This is a genomic window from Leisingera sp. M523 (genome assembly GCF_025141335.1).
Classification (GTDB): Bacteria; Pseudomonadota; Alphaproteobacteria; order Rhodobacterales; family Rhodobacteraceae; genus Leisingera.
Map to the genome: position 1 here is coordinate 880,935 of NZ_CP081036.1, position 14,377 is coordinate 895,311.

General features: G+C 64.2%; 15 protein-coding genes. 11 read left to right on the forward strand and 4 right to left on the reverse strand.

Annotated elements, in window-relative coordinates:
* Nucleotides 1–98 precede the first annotated feature (98 nt).
* The 4 genes from K3557_RS04145 to K3557_RS04160 all read left to right on the forward strand — a co-directional run bounded on the left by K3557_RS04145 (nucleotide 99) and on the right by K3557_RS04160 (nucleotide 3,714).
* Complete coding sequence (locus tag K3557_RS04145) at nucleotides 99–983, forward strand: DMT family transporter (RefSeq protein ID WP_259997849.1); 885 nt, start codon at nucleotides 99–101, stop codon at nucleotides 981–983.
* A 40-nt stretch (nucleotides 984–1,023) separates the two neighbouring features.
* Nucleotides 1,024–1,800, forward strand: coding sequence for an alpha/beta fold hydrolase (locus K3557_RS04150; protein ID WP_259990886.1), 777 nt, complete (start codon nucleotides 1,024–1,026; stop codon nucleotides 1,798–1,800).
* On the forward strand, nucleotides 1,797–2,945 hold the full coding sequence (locus tag K3557_RS04155; protein WP_259997850.1) for an alpha-D-ribose 1-methylphosphonate 5-triphosphate diphosphatase: 1,149 nt from the start codon (nucleotides 1,797–1,799) through the stop codon (nucleotides 2,943–2,945). The genes K3557_RS04150 and K3557_RS04155 overlap by 4 nt, the downstream gene beginning before the upstream one ends.
* Nucleotides 2,946–3,159: 214 nt before the next feature.
* Nucleotides 3,160–3,714, forward strand: a complete 555-nt coding sequence (locus tag K3557_RS04160) for an RNA ligase family protein (RefSeq protein ID WP_259997852.1) — start codon at nucleotides 3,160–3,162, stop codon at nucleotides 3,712–3,714.
* A 63-nt stretch (nucleotides 3,715–3,777) separates the two neighbouring features.
* Here K3557_RS04160 and K3557_RS04165 read toward each other — a convergent pair whose 3' ends face one another.
* Nucleotides 3,778–4,854, reverse strand: a complete 1,077-nt coding sequence (locus K3557_RS04165) for a 5-(carboxyamino)imidazole ribonucleotide synthase (protein WP_259997854.1) — start codon at nucleotides 4,852–4,854, stop codon at nucleotides 3,778–3,780.
* Entirely contained in the window at nucleotides 4,847–5,335 is a 489-nt protein-coding gene (gene purE / locus K3557_RS04170) for a 5-(carboxyamino)imidazole ribonucleotide mutase (protein ID WP_259997856.1), read from the reverse strand. The genes K3557_RS04165 and purE overlap by 8 nt, the downstream gene beginning before the upstream one ends.
* 270 nt (nucleotides 5,336–5,605) lie before the next feature.
* Here purE and K3557_RS04175 point away from each other — a divergent pair, with 270 nt between their 5' ends.
* On the forward strand, nucleotides 5,606–5,920 hold the full coding sequence (locus tag K3557_RS04175) for a DUF1272 domain-containing protein (RefSeq protein ID WP_259997858.1): 315 nt from the start codon (nucleotides 5,606–5,608) through the stop codon (nucleotides 5,918–5,920).
* Nucleotides 5,921–5,959: 39 nt separating this feature from the next.
* Here the strand turns inward: K3557_RS04175 and K3557_RS04180 are convergent, their stop codons facing one another.
* Nucleotides 5,960–7,243, reverse strand: coding sequence for a uracil-xanthine permease family protein (locus K3557_RS04180; RefSeq protein WP_259997860.1), 1,284 nt, complete (start codon nucleotides 7,241–7,243; stop codon nucleotides 5,960–5,962).
* 308 nt (nucleotides 7,244–7,551) lie between these two features.
* On the opposite strand from K3557_RS04180, the gene K3557_RS04185 reads away from it, so the two are divergent.
* Nucleotides 7,552–9,522, forward strand: coding sequence for an FAD-dependent oxidoreductase (locus K3557_RS04185; protein ID WP_311198490.1), 1,971 nt, complete (start codon nucleotides 7,552–7,554; stop codon nucleotides 9,520–9,522).
* A gap of 179 nt (nucleotides 9,523–9,701) precedes the next feature.
* On the opposite strand, the gene K3557_RS04190 is transcribed toward K3557_RS04185, so the two are convergent.
* The gene (locus K3557_RS04190; protein WP_129370208.1) at nucleotides 9,702–9,926 is read right to left on the reverse strand and encodes a YdcH family protein; all 225 of its coding nucleotides are present in this window, start codon (nucleotides 9,924–9,926) and stop codon (nucleotides 9,702–9,704) included.
* A gap of 181 nt (nucleotides 9,927–10,107) precedes the next feature.
* Between K3557_RS04190 and K3557_RS04195 the strand changes: the two genes are divergently transcribed.
* The 5 genes from K3557_RS04195 (at nucleotide 10,108) to K3557_RS04215 (ending at nucleotide 14,321) form a co-directional block, all read left to right on the forward strand.
* On the forward strand, nucleotides 10,108–10,521 hold the full coding sequence (locus K3557_RS04195; RefSeq protein ID WP_205877370.1) for an Hsp20 family protein: 414 nt from the start codon (nucleotides 10,108–10,110) through the stop codon (nucleotides 10,519–10,521).
* Between the two features lie 5 nt (nucleotides 10,522–10,526).
* Nucleotides 10,527–10,751 (forward strand): DUF1150 domain-containing protein, encoded by a 225-nt coding sequence (locus K3557_RS04200; RefSeq protein WP_259997861.1) that lies wholly within the window; start codon nucleotides 10,527–10,529, stop codon nucleotides 10,749–10,751.
* 298 nt (nucleotides 10,752–11,049) lie between these two features.
* Nucleotides 11,050–12,015: a hypothetical protein gene (locus tag K3557_RS04205; RefSeq protein WP_259997863.1), complete on the forward strand. Its 966-nt coding sequence runs from the start codon at nucleotides 11,050–11,052 to the stop codon at nucleotides 12,013–12,015.
* Nucleotides 12,012–12,896, forward strand: a complete 885-nt coding sequence (locus K3557_RS04210; RefSeq protein WP_259997865.1) for a PhzF family phenazine biosynthesis protein — start codon at nucleotides 12,012–12,014, stop codon at nucleotides 12,894–12,896. Before K3557_RS04205 ends, K3557_RS04210 begins: the two co-directional genes overlap by 4 nt.
* Before the next feature lie 192 nt (nucleotides 12,897–13,088).
* The gene (locus tag K3557_RS04215; protein WP_409201199.1) at nucleotides 13,089–14,321 is read left to right on the forward strand and encodes a 50S ribosomal protein L11 methyltransferase; all 1,233 of its coding nucleotides are present in this window, start codon (nucleotides 13,089–13,091) and stop codon (nucleotides 14,319–14,321) included.
* The last annotated feature ends 56 nt before the right edge of the window (nucleotides 14,322–14,377 follow it).

Below are 14,377 nucleotides of genomic sequence, written 5' to 3' on the forward strand. Positions count from 1 at the left end.
AGTATTTTTGACCAGAAGGAAGAGTGTCTGCCGCCGGGCTGCTGCTGACACGGAAAAATCACTGGCCCGGCAGGCGGCTCCATTGTAGCTGGCATCTTATGCGATTGTTTCTGCTTGTCTCTCTCACCATGCTGGCCTTTGCCGCAAATTCGATCCTGGGCCGGGCCGCGGTTGGCGGCGGCTATATGGATGCCACGGGTTTCGGCCTGTGGCGGCTGGTGTCCGGGGCGCTGATCCTGGCGGCTTTGTGCCGGATCCGGCGGCTGGAGACCTGGAGCCGGGAGCGCATCCTGCGTCCTTCCAGCCTGTGGGGCGGAGCGGCGCTGACGCTGTATATGGCGGGATTTACCCTGGCGTATCAGGATCTTGATGCAGGACTGGGGGCGCTGGTGCTGTTCGGGGTGGTGCAGATGTCCATGTTCCTATGGGGGGCTGTGCGCGGCAGCCGGCCGGGGCCGGCCCAGACCGCCGGGGCGGTGGCGGCCTTTTTCGGGCTGGCCTATGTGGTTTGGCCTGCGGATGGCGCCGGAGTGCCGTTAACCGCGTCTTTGATGATGGCCGCGAGCGGGCTGGGCTGGGGCATCTACAGTCTGTTGGGTCGCGGTGCGCAGGCGCCGCTGGTGTCCACGGCGGTAAATTTCGCCTGGTCCAGCGTGATGATGCTGCCGGTTCTGCTGCTGGCGGGCGGCGGCACGGTGGTGAGCCTGTACGGGGTGTTTTTGGCAATTTTGTCCGGCGCGGTGACCTCGGGGCTTGGGTATGCGCTGTGGTACCGGGTGCTGCCGCAATTGCTGCCCGCGGTGGCGGCCACCGTGCAGCTGAGCGTGCCGGTGATTGCAATCCTTGCGGGGGCGGTGCTGCTGGGCGAGAGCGTCGGGCTGCGGCTGGTGTTCGGCTCGGTTGCGGTGCTGGGGGGGATTGCGCTGGTGGTGCGGGGCGGGCCGGGGCAGGCCGCGCGGCAGGAGCCGGGCAAGGCCGGCTGAGGGGCTTTCACCACCCGCCGTTTGCGCTTATCTGGTCTCTATGCGTATTTCGATGAAATCCCTGATAGCCGCTGCTGCGGCGCTGCTGCCGCTGCCCGCTGCGGCTGATTGTGTGATCCTGCTGCACGGGCTGGCCCGCAGCGAGACGTCGTTTGTGGTGCTCGGGGAGGTCTTGCAGTCGCGCGGCTACAGCGTTGTGCGGCCCGGCTATGCCTCCACCGAGGAGACCATCCAGGTGCTGGCGGAGGAGGCCTTGCCACAGGCCTTTGCTGCCTGCGGCGAAGAGACAGCCCATGTGGTGACCCACTCGATGGGCGGTATCCTGCTGCGCTACTGGCTGCAGGGCAACCATCCGCAGAACTTGGGCCGGGTGGTGATGATGGGCCCGCCGAATCAGGGCAGCGAACTGGTGGATGAACTGGGCGATTGGGAGGTTTTCGGCCTGCTGAACGGCCCTGCGGGCCTGCAGCTTGGCACCGGGGCGGAGAGCCTGCCGAAACAACTGCCGCCGGTTGATTTTCAACTGGGGGTGATTGCTGGCAGCGAGACGCTGAACCCGCTGTTCTCCGCCCTTATACCGGGGGCGGATGACGGCAAGGTCTCGGTCGCGAGCACCAAGGCGGATGGCATGGCGGCGCATCTGACGCTGCCGGTCACCCACACCTATATGATGAACAGCCCGCAGGTGATGGCGCAGACGCTGCATTTCCTGGAGGAAGGGCGGTTTGAGCCGTCGCTGACCTGGCTGGCGGCGGTGGAAGAGATCATCGCTGAGGCTTGCCAGCTGAATGGCGGTTGCGCAGAGGCAGAGAAATGACATTGGAACTGACGCTGCAAGGCGGTGATGTGCTGCGCCCCGGCGGGTTGGAGCACGGCGGCGAAATTGCCATCGAAGGCGGCCTGGTATCGGAGACAGCGGCAGGGCGCGTTGCGGACATGACAGGCTATCTGGTGCTGCCGGGGATCGTGGATCTGCACGGCGACGGGTTTGAGCGCCATTTGGCGCCGCGCCGGGGCGCGATGAAGCAGATGGCCGAAGGTGTCGTCGCGGCGGAGGCGGAGCTGGCCGCCAATGGTATCACCACCGCTGTGATGGCGCAGTTCTATTCCTGGGAAGGCGGCCTGCGCGGCCCGGAGTTTGCCGGTCAGGTGTTTGAGGGTATCAAGGATGTGCGCGGTTCGCTGGTCACGGACCTGTTGCCGCAGCTGCGGTTTGAGATCCACATGCTGGAGGAGTACGCCGGGCTGGCTGCCAAAGTGGCAGACTGGCAGGTGCCTTATGTGGTGTTTAACGACCACCTGCCGCATGACCGGCTGGCACAGGGCAGGAAGCCGCCGCGCCTCACCGGCCAGGCGCTGAAGGCGGGGCGCAACCCGGAGGTTCACTGGCAGATGCTGAAGGACATGCACGCGCGCCGGGATGAGGTGCCGGGCAGGCTGGATGCGCTGTGCCGTGAACTGGCGGCGCTGGACGTGCGCCTTGGCAGCCATGACGACCAAACCGCCGAAGACCGCGCTGTCTGGCGCGAACGCGGCGCGCGGATTGCCGAGTTTCCGGAAACGCTTGAGGCGGCAGAGGCCGCGCGGGCGGCAGGTGATCCCGTCATTCTCGGCTCGCCCAATGTGGTGCGCGGCGGCTCGCATAAGGGCAATGCCTCCGCCGTTGAGCTGATCGCCATGGGGCTGTGCGATGCGCTGGCTTCCGACTATCACTATCCCAGCCCGCGCCGCGCGGCGCTGATGCTGGAACGCTCTGGCCTGATGGATTTAGCCAGCGCCTGGCGGCTGGTCTCGGACGGGCCTGCGCAGGTGCTGGGACTGACCGACCGCGGGCGGTTGGAGACGGGCAAGAGGGCTGACATTGTGGTGCTGAACAAGGAAACCCAGCGGGTGGCGGCGACGCTGTCGGGCGGCCGGGTCAGCTATATGTCGGGGGATGTTGCCGTCCGCTTCCTGGCCTGAGGGGGAGCGCCGCGCATCAGGCCGGATGGCCCTCTTTGCGGCGCGTGAAACCGGCGGGGCCGCTTTCACTGCCCTGTCTTGCCGCCTGGGTGCACTGCGGATAGGCTGCGTCGAATGACATTTCCATCAAACGAAATTTTCTGACATGACCTGAAAATACGGCCGCACATTTCACCTGCCGCAATCGCCCGGCGCCGCCAGTGATGACAAGATCATGCTGGATACTTCTGTCCTGCTGGCCGAGCCGGAGGTGATCATCACCGAGAAGATGGATGGGGAAAACACCACGGTCCACAGCGGCGGCTGCCATCCGCGCAGCCCGGATGCGCGGTATCACCCGTCGCGGGACTGGATGAAGGCCTTTGCTGCGGGCATCTCGCCGGGTTTGGCGCAAGGGGAACGGATTGTCGGGGAGTATCTTTATGCACGCCACGCCATCGCCTACGAGGCACTGCCCAGCTATTTCCTGGGGTTCGCCTGGATCTTGAACGGCGTGATCCAGCCTTGGGAAGAAACCCTGGCCCGGTTCGCAGAGTTGGGCATTGTGAGCGTGCCGGTGCTGTACCGCGGACCGCCATCCGGGCAGGTGCTGCGCGAGACCATATCCGGCATGGATCTGGAGAGGCAGGAAGGCTGTGTGATCCGGACAGCCAGAGGGTTTGCCGAGGCGGACATGCAGAGGCTGCTGGCCAAATACGTTCGCGCCGATCATGTGCAGACTGATGTGCATTGGATGAACGCGGAAATCATTAGAAACGGTCTCATCTGAGACCGCCGCCTGTTTCTTTCTGGTCTTAAATACTCCCGGGGTTTGGGGCAGCGCCCCAATCCTTCAGTCCTGCGCTTTCACCACCCGGTTCACATGACCCATCTTGCGGCCTGGCTTGGCTTCGGCCTTACCGTAGAGGTGGAGGGCGCAATCGGGTTCTTTTGCGAGCTCGGGGATGCGGGCCACATCATCTCCGATCAGGTTTTCCATCACCACGTCGGAATGGCGCCGGCCGTCGCCCAGCGGCCAGCCCGCGACGGCGCGGATGTGCTGTTCGAACTGATCGACGGTGCAGCCGTTCTGGGTCCAGTGGCCGGAATTGTGGACGCGCGGGGCGATCTCGTTGACGATCAGGCCTTGCGGCGTCGCGAACAGCTCTACCCCCAGGACGCCGACATAATCAAGCGCATTCAGGATCTTGCCCGCCATTAGCACCGCGTCCATGCGCTGGCCTTTGCTGAGGCGCGCAGGCACGGTGGTGCTGTGCAGGATGCCGTCGCGGTGGACGTTCTCGCCGGGGTCGAAACAGGCGATCTCACCGCTCACACCGCGGGCGGCGATGACCGAGACCTCGTGGGTGAAAGTTACAAACCCTTCGAGGACCGACGGCGCGCCTGCCATGGCAGCGAGCGCCCCGGCAGCGTCTTCAGGCGCCTTGATGCGGGCCTGGCCCTTGCCGTCATAGCCGAAACGGCGGGTCTTCAGGATCGAGGGCGCGCCGATCTCAGCCAGGGCGGCGTCGAGGCTGGCCTGGTCGGTGATGCCGGCGAAAGGGGCGGTTGTGAGGCCGAGATCCTGCAGGAAAGCCTTTTCCGTCAGCCGGTCTTGGCTGATGCGCAGCGCTTCGCGGCCCGGACGGATCGGTTTTTGCGACTCCAGCAGGTCCAACGCCGAAGTGGGGATGTTCTCGAACTCATAGGTGATCACATCGACGGCAGCGGCAAAGGCGGCCAACGCCTCAGCGTCTTCATAACCGGCGGTGGCCACCTGATCGGCGACATGGCCTGCGGGCGGGTTGGCGCCTGGTTCAAAGATATGCGTCTTGAAGCCGAGGCGGGAGGCTGCAACCGAGAGCATCCGGCCAAGCTGGCCGCCGCCGAGAATGCCGATGGTGGCGCCGGGCTGCAGGGCTTCAGTCATCGGAGGGCTCCTCGGGGATGGAGGCGGAGAGCGCCTCGCGCCAATCATCCAGGCGCTGGGCAAGATCTGCGTCCTGCAGCGCCAGGATGCCTGCGGCCATCAGACCTGCGTTGGCAGCACCGGCGGCACCGATGGCCATGGTGGCAACCGGGAAGCCCTTGGGCATCTGCACGATGGAATACAGCGAGTCGACGCCTGAAAGGGCGCGGGTCTGCACCGGCACGCCCACAACGGGGACGCGGGTTTTGGAAGCGACCATGCCGGGCAGATGGGCAGCACCGCCGGCACCTGCGATGATCACCTGCAACCCGCGGTCCGCCGCGGATTTGCCGTAGCTCCACAGCCGGTCCGGGGTCCGGTGGGCGGAGACGATTTTGGCCTCATACTCAACACCCAGTTCATCCAGGATAGTGGCGGCTTCCTTCATGGTGGGCCAGTCGGATTGGCTGCCCATGATGATGCCTACTTTGATGTCGGCCATGGCTTGGTGGCTCCTGTCGCGGCTTATGGAGCGCGCACTATAGGGAAACTAGGGTTTGGCGCAATCCGGCTTGTCGCGGAAAACGGGCGGAATTGCCCCGTTTCAGGGGCTCTGGCGCTATGCCGCAGGCGGCAAGCTCCCGCCCGCGCGGGGATGCAGGCAAGCTGCACCGCCTTGCGGTTGGGCGTGGCGCCGCGCGGCGGCGCGGCGCGGCAGGCTTGTGCAGGGCCAGATCCGGGGGCAGGGTGGCGGCCTGACAAGGAGAGCACGATGCTGGAGCTACGCCCCAATTGCGAGCTGTGTGACAAGGATCTGCCGCCGGATGCACCGGACGCGCGGATCTGCAGTTATGAATGCACCTATTGCGCGGACTGTGCAGGGCAGGTGCTGCACAATGTCTGCCCCACCTGCGGTGGTGGCTTTGCGCCGCGGCCGATCCGGCCAAAGCGGGCCTGGCGGGCAGAGTTGAAGCTGGGGTTGGGCAACCATCCGGCCTCGGCAGAACGGGTGCATTCGAAGTTCACCCGCGAGGATATTACCAAGCACGTGGCACGGATCCGGGATATAAAACCGGAGAAGCGGTGAGCGGAGCCGCCCGGCAGGCGGCTCCGGTTGTTTTCGGGATCAGTCCCGCTGTTTCGGCAGGATCAGGTTCAGCAAGAGGCCCGCAACGCCGGAGAGACCGATGCCCGCGAGGGTAAAGCCTTCGCCGAATTGCAGCGTCAGCCCGCCCAGACCGATGATCAGCACGGTGGAGATGATCACCATGTTGCGGGCCTCGGACAGGGCGTCGCCCAGCTTGGCCAGCACGCTGAGGCCGACCACGGTGACCATGCCGAAAAGCAGGATCATGATGCCGCCCATCACCGGCATCGGGATGGTGGCAAGCGCGCCCGACAGCTTGCCCGCGAAGGAGAGCGCGATGGCGAAGAGCGCTGCCCAGGTCATGATCGCCGGGTTGAAGGCATGGGTCAGGGTGACGGCGCCGGTGACCTCGGAATAGGTGGTGTTGGGCGGGCCGCCTAAGATACCCGCGGCGGCAGTGGCCAGGCCGTCGCCCAGCATGGTGTTCTGGATGCCGGGTTTCTCCATGTAGTCGCGCTTGGTCACATTGGAGATCGCCATGATGTCGCCGAAATGTTCAATCGCGGGCGCAATGGCGACGGGCAGAATGAACAGGATAGCGGCCAGATTGAACTCGGGCGCGACGAAATCCGGGACCGCGAACCAGGCGGCGCTGGCCAGCGGGGCGGTATCCACCAGGTTTTGCCCGGTGACGGCGCCGAGGACCAGCGCGGCACCATAGCCGGCAGCGACGCCGGCCAGGATCGGCACGACGCGCATGATCCCACGGCCCAGAATAGCGGTCAGCATGGTGGTGCCGAGGGCAACAGCGGCAAGCAGAAGAGCGGTGTTTTTCTGCATCACCTGGGTGTCGCCGGCCAGGCCGGTGGCCATGTTGACCGCCACCGGCGCCAGCGACAGGCCGATCACCATGATCACCGGGCCGACCACCACGGGCGGCAGCAGCCGGTGCATGAAGCCCGCGCCAAAGGCGCGGATGGCAAAGCTGAGCACCACATACAGCAGGCCCGCCGACGCCAGCCCGCCGGTGGTCGCCGCCATGCCCCAGGTCTGCACGCCGTAGATGATCGGCGCGATGAAGGCAAAGGAGGACGCCAGGAACACCGGCACCTGGCCGCGGGTGACGATCTGGAAGATCAGCGTTCCAAGTCCTGCGGTGAACAGGGCGACACTGGGGTCCAGCCCGGTCAAAAGCGGCACCAGCACTAGCGCGCCGAAGGCGACAAACAGCATCTGGGCGCCGGTCAGCGCCTGTTTCGGGGAGAATTTGTAGTCGGTGTCCTGGGTTTCAGGCACCGGAGTGCGGTCGCTGGTGGCGGTCATGGTGATGCTCGTTCATTGGTTCAGCTGCTTGTGCGGAGGGGGCACCGGAATGGAGGCCGGGCACAAAATCCGGCTGCTGGTAAACGGAAAATCCGGCTTTGACCATCCGGTCAGACGGAGATTCCGCCAACCGCGGGCAAGGTGTCGCAACGGGGCCGGGAAATTGCCGGTTTTCTGCAAGCCGGATGGTGACCGGACCGGGCCTGCTGCACGTGGCAGCATTAAATGGACCGCGACCTATGACCTTGGACAATGACCCTCTCCTTCAGCCGCTGCAAATCCGGCATCTAAGTTTACGCAACCGGATCATGAGCACAGCCCATGCGCCGTCGTTCCAGGAGGGCGGCCATCCGCGCGACCGCTACCGGCTGTATCATGAAGAGAAGGCGCGCGGCGGCATTGCGCTGACGATGATCGGCGGCTCGACCAATATCGCGCCGGACAGCCCATCGGTCTTCGGGCAGCTCTATGCGGGCGATGACAGTATCATCCCGTGGTTCAAGAAACTGACCGATGGGGTGCGCAAGCATGGCGCGGCGGTGATGTGCCAGATCACCCATATGGGCCGGCGTACTGCCTGGGATGACGGGCACTGGCTGCCGGTGCTGGGGCCGTCGGGGCGGCGGGAACGGGCGCACCGGGCTTTTCCAAAGGTGATGGAGCAGGAGGATATCTCCCGTATTATCAACGATTTTGCCGCCGCGGCACTGCGTTGCCGGGAAGGCGGGTTCGATGGGATTGAGCTGCTGTCGCATTCACATCTGCTGGGGCAGTTCCTGTCGCCGCTGGTGAACACCCGCGAGGATGACTACGGCGGTTCACTCGATAACCGGCTGCGGCTGACGCTGCAGGTGCTGGAAGCGGTGCGGGAGGCGGTGGGGCCGGATCTGATCCTGGGGATGCGGGTCACGGGGGATGAGCTGGCGGAGGGCGGGCTGAGTGCCGCGGAATGCATCGCGGCGGCGCAGAAGATTGCCGCCACCGGCGCGGTGGATTTCCTGAACGTGCTGGCGGGCGCGCCTTATGATGACCTCGGCCTCGCGGGCTGGGTGGCGCCGATGGGGATGCCCGCGGCGCCGGATCTGAATGTGGCGGGCGCGATCCGCGCGGCTGTGGATCTGCCGGTGTTCCATGCCGGGGGCGTGGCCGATATTGCTACCGCCCGCCATGCCATCCGCGAAGGCCAGGCCGATATGATCGGCATGACCCGGGCGCATATGGCGGACCCCTATCTGGTGGCAAAGCTGCAGCGCGGCGCAGAGGAGCGTATCCGCCCCTGCGTGGCGCTGGGCTATTGCGTGGACCGGGTGAACCAGGGCAAGCCCGCGGTCTGCGGCCATAACGCCGCAACCGGGCGCGAGGCTGTGATGCCGCATGTGATCGGCGCGGCGCCGGAGCGGCGCAAGGTGGTGGTGATCGGCGGCGGCCCTGCGGGGCTGGAGGCGGCACGTGTTGCGGCAGAGCGCGGCCACAGGGTGGTGCTGCTTGAGGCGGGCGGGCGGCTTGGCGGGCAGATCGTCTTGGCGGCCAAGGGCATGACCCGGCGCCAGATTTGGGGTGTAGCGGACTGGCTGATCTCGGATGCGGAGCGGCTGGGTGTGGAGGTGCGGCTGAATACTTACGCCGAGGCAGGCGACGTGCTGGCCGAAAACCCGGACGCAGTGATCGTGGCCACCGGCGGCTGGCCGGAGCCCCGGGAGATCCCCGGCGGTGATCTGATCACCTCCAGCTGGGAGGTGCTGGGCGGCGAGGCGCGGGTTGCGGGCGCGGTGCTGCTGCTGGATGAATGCGGCGATCACGCGGCCCTGGTCTGCGCGGATGCAATGGCCAAGGCCGGCTGCAAGGTGACGCTGGTCACGCCTGACCGGATGGCAGCGCATGATCTGGGGCCGGTCAATTCGGCGGTGGTGCTGCGTGATCTGGCGCGGCAGGGCGTCACGTTTGAGTGCTTTCTGGAGGTGGTTGCCGTGGCTACGGCAGGCAGCCGTAAATGCATCACCCTGCGCCATGTCCTGACCGGGGAAGTGACCGAGCGTGTGGCGGATCATGTGGTCAGCGAACATGGTATCACTCCGGCGGATGAACTTTACCATGCGCTGAAGCCGCTGTCGCGCAACCTGGGTCAGTTGGACCACCAGGCAATGATTGCCGGAACCAGCCCTTTTGCCGCCATCAATCCGCAGGGCAGCTTCTGGCTGGCGCGGGCCGGTGATGCGGTGTCAGGGCGCAATATGCACGCCGCCATCTATGATGCGCTGAGACTTTGCAAGGATCTGTAACCTGCAATCAAGCGGAACCGCAGCGCGCCGTCAGGCGCGCTGCCACGCCCAACACCTTCCGGTGCAGCCGGCTGCGCGGAGAAGGGGGCGGGAGGCCCTGTTGAAACTGTTAAGGCACTGCGTTCTGCAGTTTTGGTCCGGCGGTTTGGGCGCGGGCCTGCCTGGTGCCGGCGGCACTGTCAGGCGATAATATCCGGGGTCAGCCGGTCTTCGATCAAGGCGATCTTGTCCTTGAGGATGAGCTTTTGTTTCTTCAGGCGGCGGATTGTCAGCTGGTCGCTGGTCGGGCGCTCTTCCAGCGCGCCGATTGCTTCGTCCAGATCACGGTGCTGCCTGCGGAAAACCTCCAGCTCAACCTTGAGGACCTCATCTGTCTTCATCGACACATCTGTGGGTGCGTTCATTGGCGACTCAGTAAAGCTTAGGAAAGAAGTGAGGCTGAAGATACTTCCTTAACCGCTTTTCCGCTAGACCTATGGGCACATGCTCTTGTGAAACCAGCAAGAACTTCCCATATTCTTCTGGAAGCGGCCGCCTGTTACGGGGCCGCGCGCATCCGTCGCTTTGGCATAAAGGACGAACACCGTGTCGAAACTTACCTTGGGCTCTTACCCGCATATGCTGGGGTTTGAGCAGCTGGAACGCCTGCTGGAACGCTCGGCGAAATCGGGCAACGAAGGCTATCCTCCCTATAATATCGAACAGACTTCCGACCATTCCTACCGCATCACCCTGGCCGTGGCCGGGTTCGCCGAAGAGGACCTGGCGATTACCGTCGAGGACCGCCAGCTGGTGATCCGCGGCCGCCAGCGCGACGACAGCGAGGGACGGGTGTTCCTGCACCGCGGCATCGCGGCGCGCCAGTTTCAGCGCATGTATGTGCTGGCCGATGGCGTCGAAGTGGGCGAGGCGGTGATGGAAAACGGGTTGCTGCATGTGGATCTGACCCGTGCCCGGCCCGAAACCGTGGTTCAGACGATCAACATCAAAAAGGGGTAAGAGCAATGCATACACCGTTTGATTTCAGCCAGGGCGCAGACCGGACCGTCTATGTAAAGGCGGTTGCGGTGGCAGATCTTCCCAAAGACGTGCAGGACAGCGCGGGCGGCCATGCGCAGCTTTATGCGGTGCATGACGCGGAAGGCGGCCAGCTGGCGCTGGTGGCCGATCGGCAACTGGCCTATGTGCTGGCGCGGCAGAACGACATGACACCGGTTTCGGTGCATTGACGTCCGGGTAACCGGGGCGCATCCACCCGAAAGCGCTTGATTTTTTCAACAGCAGGCTCCCATTTTGGGGGCCTGAGTTGTTTTGAGGCCACCCCTGATGTTTTCGTTGCAAGGAGACCTTTTCATGTGCCTGAGACTCCGGCTGTTTGCCGCCGCGCTGGGTTTTGCCGTGCTGGCAGCCCCGGCTGCTGCTGACCCATTTGTGGAATGCGTGCAACGGCAGCTGGCCGGGTTGGGGTTGGAACCAGGGTCCGCCGATGGGCTTATGGGACCCAAAACCCGCCAGGCCTGGCGGCAAATGAAAGAGGAACAGGGAGAAAGAATGCCGGTTGCCCTGCAATCCCTGCCACCGCTGAGCAGGGCGGAGGCAGTCCATTGGTGCCGCGAGCTGCCAGTGCTGCGGTATTCTTTGAAACAGTATTTGCCTAGCCGCCAAGCTCCGGTGGTTCAGGCTCAGGACAGTCTGGTCGAAGCGGCGCTGCTGATCAACCATCGCAAGGTTATGACCTTTTTGACCCGTGACATGGGGATGCCGATGGCGACCCGGCCTGGCATCGCAGCGGCCGGCAGTGCCAGCGCCATGACCCGGCAGATGAAGCAACTGGTCCGGAAGCTTGGCTGGCGTCCGGTGAGGTTCACGAAACCGATCCAGAGTGCGTGCAATATTGAGCGCGGGTACTCGGCCAAGGCATTTCCGGGGATGTTCTTTATTTGTTGGGCGCAAGAGAGTGCCTACGATGAGGATTGGCTAAAAAGCAGCTATCGCTGGCTTGGTCCTGTCATCGCCCATGAGTATGTGCACTTATGGCAGGCAGAGGTTTCTGGAGAATATGGATTGCGCAAGTGGCATCCTGCTGTCTGGGGCAAGGAAGGCGTTTTGTGGCTGGATGAAGGTGTCGCAGAGCTGGTGCGCGAAAAATTTCTGGATGCTTATGGCTATGCAAAGCCGGAGCGGATGGAGGTGCTTCGCTGGAAAGCCAGAGCTTCGGGGAGCAGGCTTCGGGACCTTCGTGAAGAGAGAAAAAACCTGTCCTATGTGGCCTATGACCTGGCACATTTTGCGGCGCGGGTGCTGGCTGTGCGCCACGGGGAAGACGTGGTATTTGGTTATTGGCGGAAACAGGGGGAGGGCCTGTCCTGGCGGCGCGCGTTTGAGGAGAGTTTCGGGTTGCCGGTTGAACAGTTCGAAGATGAAATCGGGGAAATGCTTGGGCTGGGAGATGCCCGTCCCAGCAAGGAAACTTCCAAAGGGAAGAAACTATGAACAGGTTTGATTTCGACTGGGTGGATGCCTTCTCGGGCCGCGCTTTTGGCGGCAATGGCTGCGCGGTGGTGCATGGGGCGGCACATCTGCCCGAGGCTGTCTGCACCGCTTTCGTGCGGGAGACCTCGCTGGTGGAATGCACCTTTACCGGCCCGTCCGAGGCGGCGGATGTGAAGGTGCGCTATTTCCTGGCCAGCCGCGAGATCCCCTTTGCCGGCCATCCGACCATTGCCACGGTGGCGGCGATGCGGGACCGGGGGCTGGTGGCCGGGGACAGCATCACGCTGGAAACCGGGGCGGGGATTGTGCCGGTGACCCTGGAGGGTGATCTGATTTCGATGACCCAGGTGGCGCCCCAATTCGGCCCCTTTGCCGATCCCGCGCTGGTGGCGGCGGCGGTGTCGCTGCCGGTTGAGGCGATCGTGGGCCGCCCGCAGAAGGTCTCGACCGGGCTGCCGTTCTGCGTGACGGTCCTGCGCGACCGTGCGGCCCTGGAGGCGGCAGAGCTGAACCTGGAGGCGCTGGCTTTGCTGGGTAATTCCCTGGGTGCCGACGGCATCGACATGATGGAGCCGTTTCTGGTGGTGCTGGAGGGCGCGACAGAGGCCGGTGATACGTTTTCGCGCCTGCTTATGGCGCCGCCGAGCCCGCCGGAAGACCCGTTCACCGGGTCCGCGACCGGCGCCATGGCGTCGTATCTGTGGCGTCACGGGCTGATGGAAAGGTCTGAGTTTACCGCCGAGCAGGGCCATGGCCTTGGCCGACCCGGCCAGGCACGGGTGGCGCGGATCGGGTCTGCGGATGCGATTGAGGGCGTACAGGTGGCGGGCGAAGGCTTTGTGCTGATGCGCGGCACGGTGGATTTGCCGGACAGCGTTTAGGTTTCAGGGGATCTGCGGCAGCGTCCTGGCAGATCGTGCTGCGGGTAATAGGGTAATTTGAACGCGGAGGGCGCGGGGGCTGCTTTTTTTCCAAGGGGGCGGCGGCCCGCGCTATTCCTTTACCGAATTTTAGAGGCGCATGGCGGATAGTCTCAAAAAACCGCATTTGCCTCAAAATAGGGAAAGTAAGAATTGCTTCAAAATCAGACGCCCCAACCGCCTCAATTGCGCCGGTATCCGGACACGCAAGAAGCAGAGAGACTGGTCCGGCTGGCAAAATCCGAATCCCTGGGCGATGGCGGCATCCGGACCTCGCAGATCCTATCGGACGCGCTGGCGGCAGACCCCTGCCACCACGAAGCGCAGGTGCTGCAGGAGCGGCTGCATCAGGCGTTTGTGCCGCGCTGGCATTTCCCGATGCTCGCCGACAAGGCCCGCAACCGGGCCTATGCCCAGGCCATCGCGGCCAAGGTGCGGCCGGGCGATGTGGTGCTGGATATCGGCTGCGGTGCGGGTCTGACGGCAATGCTGGCAGCACGGGCCGGTGCAAAACATGTCTACACCTGCGAGCAGCAACCGCTGATTGCCGAGGCCGCAACCCGTGTCATCGCGCAGAACGGTTTGAGCGGCCGCATAACGGTCATTCCGAAATGGTCCCACGATATTGTCATAGGCAAGGATATGCCGGAACAAGCGGATGTGGTGATCTCAGAGATCGTCGATACAGTTTTGCTGGGCGAGGGGGCGCTGGCGACACTGACCCATGCCATGGGCGCGCTGGCCAAACCGGATGCGCGGGCGGTGCCTGAACGGGGAACGCTGAAGGCGCAACCGGTGGAAAGCGGTGATTTGCTGGACCTTTGGCGTCCGCAGGAGGCGGAAGGGTTTGATCTGAGCGCCTTTCACCCCTTTGCGCGCATGGCCCAGCTGACGCCGAATGATCTGGAAACCTGTGCGCTGCGGCCTTTGGGGATGGCAACGGATCTGTTTCAATTTGATTTCACCCGGCCGGACATTAACCCGGCGCGGGCCGCCAAGGATCTCGTCTGTGCCGGCGCCGGCACCATTCATGCGGTCTTTGTCAGTTTTGAGATGGAACTGGCCCCCGGCATTCTGGTGGCAAACGGTTTGCAGTCCGGCGGCCATTGGGGGCGGACGGCGTTTCTGCTGGATCAGCCGGTGTTTGCGGAGGCCGGCGCGCAGTTGCGGGTGACCGCGCAGCATGACGCGTCGCAGCTGAGCCTGTCGGTGCACGGATTGGCACCCCGCGCCGGGGATGCGGAATCTGCTGCCCTGTGGATGACCGGGGCACGCAAAGGCGGGTACACTCTGCGTGTCCGCGACCGGCTTACTCCAGTGGAAAGTGCGGTCTGGGCTCCGCAGATTGCCAAAGGTTCCGGCAATCAGGCGCAGTCTTTCCACTAAGCAGGCTGACGGGAAACGGAAGCGGCCCGCCAAATGGCGGGCCGCTTTCTTGTTTC